The following is a 5,477-nucleotide window of genomic DNA, read 5'->3' on the forward strand; positions in this document are numbered from 1 at the left end:
CTGCCGACATTCCTGCGGGAACATCAGAAGCTGGCCTGGCAATGCGCGGCCGAAGGCATGGACCATGTCCGGTATCTCGCCCGGCTTGTCGAACTGGAGTTGGTTGACCGGGAGCGGCGGATGGTCGAGCGCCGCATCAAGGCCGCCAGGTTCCCTACGGTCAAAAGCCTCGACAGCTTCGACTTCAGCGCCATCCCGAAGCTCAACAAGATGCAGGTGCTGGAACTGGCCCGCTGCGAATGGATCGAGCGGCGCGAGAACGTCATTGCCCTCGGCCCAAGCGGCACGGGCAAGACGCACATTGCCCTTGGCCTCGGACTGGCGGCTTGCCAGAGGGGGCTCTCCGTTGGCTTCACCACCGCCGCAGCCCTGGTCAACGAACTGATGGAGGCCCGCGACGAACGTCGCCTGCTTCGCTTTCAGAAGCAGATGGCTGCCGTCAAGTTGCTGATCGTCGACGAACTGGGCTTCGTGCCGCTGTCCAAGACCGGCGCCGAATTGCTATTCGAGCTGATCTCGCACCGCTACGAGCGCGGCTCAACCCTGATCACCAGCAATATGCCCTTCGATGAATGGACCGAGACCTTCGGCTCCGAGCGCCTCACCGGCGCACTGCTCGACCGGCTGACCCACCACGTCAGCATCCTCGAAATGAACGGCGAGAGTTATCGCCTCGCCAACAGCACTGCCCGAAAGCGGCATCAAAAGTCCTGAGATCAGATCGCCTCGATTTGGCCCCAAGGGGCCAATGCGCCATGGCACGCGCCAGCTCTATGGTAAGCGCGCGCGCCATGGCGCAGGCCACCGCCACCTGGCCTGGTTTTACGCCGCCGAGTGGCCGGGTTTTGCACCGCCGTTGACAGATGGGCGCGACTCCTCGGGACCGTCACGCGATCAACATTCTTCGGAACTATCAGGGCACCTATCAAGCCCCGCAGGCAACCCTTGCTGATGCTGTGAAGCTGTATCTCAGGGAGAAGCTGGGGGAGGGCGGGGACAGTCCCGATGACAAGACCATTGTGCGGGTGCGCCGGGACGTGGGTCGAATCAGCGAGGCGCTGGGCATTGCAGACCCCGTGCTGTCGTCTCTCACGCGGGAGGATGCCAGGACAGTTCGGGACTATCTGCTGGTCCGAATCAAGCGGACGGGGGAGAAGGTCAGCGCAGCGTCAGCCCGTAGAGAATTGAACACGATCCGCGCTGTGGTTTCCTACGCGGTTGCAGAGAGGCTCCTACCGGCATCATTCGACAACCCCTTCAACAGCCTTTCCACAACAGGACAGAGAGGCGCAGGGCCGTCCACAGGCGAGAGCGAGAACAGGGGCCCCCTACCCCCTGCCATACTCCAAGAGGTTCGCAAGCGGGTCGTTGGGGGTGCAGGGGAGGAGCTGGGGCTGATCTGGCGATTGCTGGAAGGGACGGGGGCACGGGTGTCGGAAGTGGCAGGGCTGCGGAGAGAGGACATTGTTTTGAGCGGCCCTGTGGGTCAGGTCCTCCCTCACATGCGGGTTGCTTGGCATGAGAACCGACGCCTCAAGACACAGACCTCCATCCGCCATGTTCCCTTGGTTGGGGACGCTTTAGAGGCCGCTAAGGAGGCGCTGGGGAGGCCGGGGGTGGGGCCTATGCTGTTCCCTAGCTATGGCCGGAAGGGCGGCGGGGATGCCGTGTCAGCGGCGCTAATGAAGCATGTCCGCAGGGTGACAACTAACCGGAGGCACGTTGTCCATTCCCTACGCCACAACATGAAAGACCGCCTCATTCTGGCGGAGGTCTCCACGCTAGATCAGAACCTGATCCTTGGATATGCGCTGGGCGGGGTTGGTGATCGGGTCTATGGGGGAGCGTTGCCAAGCTGCGCAAGACCACCGAGGGAATGAGGGCGGCTATGGCGGTATCAATGAGGGATGAGTCCGTGGACTGACGGACGGCGGAGACCGTTCGCCCATAGACCTCCCGAACAGATAGAAGGACGTTGATCCTCTAAGGCGGGGGTTAATTGAGAATGGTCCTCATCTAGAGGAATGGGAGTTACGCGGCCCTGATCCCCCGTCCGTTCCCTCCTTCCGTTTGGGGTCTTGTGCGGAGTAGGCTTGGCGGCCTGCGTCCGTGGGTCTCCCGTCCTGGTCCCCGTTCATGTCTCGTTAACAACCCCCTCAGGGGACCCCTTTGGTTCTCTTTATAATGGTGGAGGGACTTTTACGGCTATGCGGCTTGCGCTGTGGTCTCCCCGGACCGCATCCGTCTAAGGTGGGAAAGGAAGGCAACTGGGTTCACCCTCACATACTCGGGCATGGGTCTGTGCTGTTCCTCTTTATAATGGTGGAGGGACTTTTTCCGCCTCTCTTTCCCTGCCTCCCAGGGGCACGGTCTTTCTTTCAAGCTGCCGTCCTCGTAGGTCGGAGGCGCATCCGGCCCGAAATATTCAGATGGGAAGGCCAGAGCGTCGGCTGACGAAAGCATGGCCTTTGGGTTCACCACCTCGAAGGACCGTAGCCCATAGACCTCCCGGCAGTAGTGCTCCAGGACATGGGCGATGTGCAGCCGCCCCGTTCCTTCATCACGCGCCCAGCTTCGGAGCATTTCCCGATTGGTCACAAGACGCCGAAGCTCTGAATTGCGCCGTGCTTCCTTAATCAGCCGATCCATGAAATCCGCGCGGTAAGCCGGAGGGGTCTCATATAGAGCATCTGAAAGCCCTTTGACCCGGCCCTTGCGGAACTCGTGAACGCGCCTCGCTTCGGCGCTGTCCCCGATACGGCGAGAGCCTCGGGTGGCGTTGCGTGTGGCCGCCTTCGCGCAGGGCCTTGAACAAAACCGCTGATCCTTGCGCCTGGGTGTGAAGGCGGTCCCGCAACGGGGGCAGGAGAGGGTGGTAGGAGTGGCGGCGACCGTGCCTAATTCCACCCCCTTGCAGTCCGTCACTTCCCCGCCTGCCATTCTGACACGGCCATCCTGAGCGCCGCATCGCGGGCAGCATTGCAGCGGTCTAGCCAAGGATCGTCTGACTCTGCCTTCACCCTCTCGGCCTGCACGGACAGGGGTTCGCACAGGGCGTCAATCTCCTGCCATAGGTCTAGGCTTTCAGGGGCCTTCTTGTCCCTCTTGCGCCAGCCGTTTGCTTTCCATGCCGCTAGCCAGGACGACAGACCGCCCGTCAGCGTCTGGTTATCCGACCTTATGAGAATCGGAAGATGGGCGGAGTCCTTCAGAGCTTTGAGACATTCCCGTCCCGAGAAGGACCATGCGTTGGTCGGTGGCGAAAGCAGAACTATGCCCCGTGAAGATGAGCGCGGGGGACATGGGGATGCCGTCCTGATCCGCCTTGACGAGGAGAACAGAGAACGCGGCCGGGCTTGCGGCGGGGGCGTATTTCCCAGCGGTGATGTAAGCCACGACCTGTTCAGCGGCGGGGAAATTGCCAGGGATAGGGTCCGGGGCGTCCACATAGGCTGCGGGCGAGAGTCTCACACGGTCCTGAACCTCCCGCGTGATTACGTCTGGAAATTTGTTGTGCATCGTATTCTCGGGCTTCTATTGGGAAGGAAACGGGTAGAGGTGCGACCCCCGCCCGTGGTCTGTTCGTCGGACCGTCAAGCCTCAGTGGTCTCGGCATACCAATGCGCCGGAAGGGTCAGTTGCTGCCCGTCCCACAGCCCCATAAGGGGCTCGCACAGGGCCGTTAGCGCCTCCTTCGTGGTATCGACATGGCGGACCTGATCCGCCGCCATCGCAGCGTTCAGAGCCCTGATAGCTACGAGCGCCATCCCGTCCGCGACCTTGTATTGCAGGGGGTCGCAATTCGCTGTGGCTTCGGCTTTGAGGATCGCGAGGATGTCGCGGAACTTGGCTTCGATCTGCATTTCTGCGGTTTGTTCAGTGGTCGTGTTCATAGTGATTTCCTTGCTTTCATGTGTCCGCTGCCTGCTGCGCTGGGTGCGACAGGGCAGGGCGAACGGGGTTAGGTTGTCGTGAGAGGAGCGGCAGGCGGAGGAGAGACCCCCGCCCGTGTTCTTGTCAGCGTTCCGGCAAGCTTCGCGTCAGGGCGCTGAATCCCGCAGCGAAGGAGAGCCAATTGCCGAACGGTGCGAGCGCCCGGACCCCCGCCTTGGCCGTGCCCCTGGTGAAGGGCTGGTCCGTGAAGGCAGCGTTCAGACTGCCGCGTGTGAAGTCCTTTAGGGAGTTGAGCTGATCTGCCGCAGGGATGCCAACGAGAGCATCCGTAGGGGTTCCTGAGCTTCTCGCCTGCCCGAACTGCGGCCCGGCCGGGGTGAACAGCAAGGCGCTATCAATCAGCATCGGGACAATGGACGCGCTGGCCGTCCGGGCGAACCCGTTGGCGAGGAGCCCCGTGGGGTTCAGTATACGCTCCTTGTAGGTTTCCCAGCCGTCCTCTTCCGGGATGACTACGGAGGAGCGGATGGCATACGTTGCCGCCCCCATGACGATCTCCCCGGCAATCAGCGCCTGCATCCTGGGGTCTGAGAAAGCGCCATGATTGACAGCCCATAGGGTGGACTTGCCCCATGAGGGGCCCTGATAGGCCGCCTCGTAGTCCAGGGCCGCGTTGGGCCTGCTGTCCGCATCGGTGAACCCGTCGAACTGCTGGGGAACGTAGGTGCCCCCAAGGAGCGCCACGGCCTTCTCTCGGTGGCCTTGCATCTGGTGGTTCCACTTGTCGTCCGCAGACCCCCAGGTTCCCCCGGCTGCTGTGTCCGACTTGTGGCCCCCGTTGGGAGACCCTGTGTTGATCGTGGCGTAGAGCTGGGCACCCAGGCAGTCAAGGTGAGGGTAGCGTTTACCGCTACCCTCGATCGTCATTACTTCTGACGATTGTAGGGGCTCTGGTTAGTCGGCTTTCTATCTCCAGGTAGACATTTCTTGTGGGGAACACGGGGAACATAGGGAACAATTCTGAAAACATTGCATAAATACCTGTTCCCCACGTTTTTTGCGCTCGGGGAACAAGCTTAGTCATCAGCCAGGATCGAAGATGAGACGACATAGCAGCGTGCGGACTTCGAAATTCCGGGAAGACGATCATGATCGATGCGACTTATCTGAAAGCCCATCGCACGGCCTCCAGCCTGCGGGTGAAAAAGGGGGGCGTGGGCGACTGATCGGGTCCACGAAGGGCGGCATGAATACAAAACTTCATGCCGTAGCCGATGCTCAGGGCCGCCCGATCCGCATGTTCGTCACCGCCGGTCCCGTCAGCGACTACACCGGAGCCGCTGCCATGCTGAGCAGCCTGCCGAAGGCGGAGTGGATGCTGGCCGACCGGGGCTATGATGCTGACTGGTTCAGAGATGCGTTAAAAGACAAGGGGATAAAGCCATGCATCCCCGGCCGGAAGGGCAGGAAGAAAGTCATCAGGCACGACAAACGCCGCTACAAGCGCCGCAACCGTATCGAGATCATGTTCGGCAGGCTCAAGGATTGGAGGCGAGTTGCAACCCGATACGACAGGTGCCCCA

Annotated in this window: 5 protein-coding genes and 1 pseudogene; 3 read left to right on the forward strand and 3 right to left on the reverse strand. The window is 61.5% G+C overall.

Going from position 1 to position 5,477, the window contains the following annotated elements:
* Together istB and ACTJI6_RS23425 are read left to right on the forward strand one after the other, a co-directional pair.
* Positions 1–714, forward strand: a 714-nt coding sequence (gene istB / locus ACTJI6_RS23420) for an IS21-like element helper ATPase IstB (protein WP_440803190.1), incomplete at its 5' end; no start/stop codon positions are given.
* A 149-nt stretch (positions 715–863) separates the two neighbouring features.
* Entirely contained in the window at positions 864–1,880 is a 1,017-nt protein-coding gene (locus ACTJI6_RS23425; RefSeq protein WP_440804137.1) for a tyrosine-type recombinase/integrase, read from the forward strand.
* A gap of 1,041 nt (positions 1,881–2,921) precedes the next feature.
* Here ACTJI6_RS23425 and ACTJI6_RS23430 read toward each other — a convergent pair.
* The 3 genes from ACTJI6_RS23430 to ACTJI6_RS23440 all read right to left on the reverse strand — a co-directional run bounded on the left by ACTJI6_RS23430 (position 2,922) and on the right by ACTJI6_RS23440 (position 4,821).
* Complete coding sequence (locus ACTJI6_RS23430; RefSeq protein ID WP_440804140.1) at positions 2,922–3,449, reverse strand: RNase H family protein; 528 nt, start codon at positions 3,447–3,449, stop codon at positions 2,922–2,924.
* 144 nt (positions 3,450–3,593) lie between these two features.
* A complete protein-coding gene (locus ACTJI6_RS23435; protein WP_440804142.1) occupies positions 3,594–3,893 on the reverse strand; it encodes a hypothetical protein in 300 nt (99 codons plus the stop codon).
* A 124-nt stretch (positions 3,894–4,017) separates the two neighbouring features.
* The gene (locus tag ACTJI6_RS23440; RefSeq protein ID WP_440804144.1) at positions 4,018–4,821 is read right to left on the reverse strand and encodes a hypothetical protein; all 804 of its coding nucleotides are present in this window, start codon (positions 4,819–4,821) and stop codon (positions 4,018–4,020) included.
* Positions 4,822–5,033: 212 nt separating this feature from the next.
* Here ACTJI6_RS23440 and ACTJI6_RS23445 point away from each other — a divergent pair.
* Positions 5,034–5,477, forward strand: a pseudogene (locus tag ACTJI6_RS23445) (IS5 family transposase); the annotation flags it as partial.

The sequence above is a fragment of the Paracoccus sp. 22332 genome, assembly GCF_052045125.1.
Taxonomy (GTDB): domain Bacteria; phylum Pseudomonadota; class Alphaproteobacteria; order Rhodobacterales; family Rhodobacteraceae; genus Paracoccus; species Paracoccus haematequi_A.